At 76.4% G+C, this 641-nt stretch carries 1 protein-coding gene; it reads left to right on the forward strand.

Annotation, left to right across the window (positions count from 1 at the left end; genetic code table 11):
• Positions 1-97 precede the first annotated feature (97 nt).
• Positions 98-641 (forward strand): alcohol dehydrogenase catalytic domain-containing protein (locus RCG67_RS16960; protein WP_368827969.1); only part of this gene is annotated, 544 nt, incomplete at its 3' end.

Below are 641 nucleotides of genomic sequence, written 5' to 3' on the forward strand. Positions count from 1 at the left end.
GTGTTCTCCGGTGCGCGACGGACGGCGGCTGCGGGTGACCCCGGCCGCACCCGGGGACACAATGGGGAGCGCACGTCGTTCCCCACAGGAAGGCCCCATGATGCGCGCAGTGCTCGAGACCACCCCCGGCGGGCCGGAGGTGCTCGCCGTGACCGACGTCCCCGCCCCCGAGCTCACGCCCGACGGCGTGCGGATCCGCGTCCGCGCGGCCGGCATCAACCGGGCCGACGTCATGCAGCGCCTGGGCCGGTACCCGGTCCCCCCGGGTGCCTCGAAGGTCTTCGGGCTCGAGGTCTCGGGCACGGTGGAGGAGCTCGGGCCCTCGGTCCCGGCCGGGGCCGGGCCGGCGGTCGGGGACGAGGTCGTCGCGCTGCTGGACTCCGGGGGCTACGCCGAGGAGGTCGTGGTCCCCGCCGCACAGGTCCTGCCCGTCCCGGCGGGCGTGGACCCGCAGGCGGCGGCCGGGCTGCCCGAGGTGTGCGCCACCGTGTTCTCCAACGTCTTCATGGCGGCCGCCGCCCGGCAGGGCGAGACCGTCCTCGTCCACGGCGGCACCGGCGGGATCGGCACCAACGCCATCCAGATGTGCCGGGCCCTGGGCCTGCGGGTGCTGACCACGGTCGGCAGCCCGCAGAAGGCGG

This window comes from Kocuria cellulosilytica, assembly GCF_040981245.1.
GTDB classification, from domain to species: Bacteria; Actinomycetota; Actinomycetes; order Actinomycetales; family Micrococcaceae; genus Kocuria; species Kocuria cellulosilytica.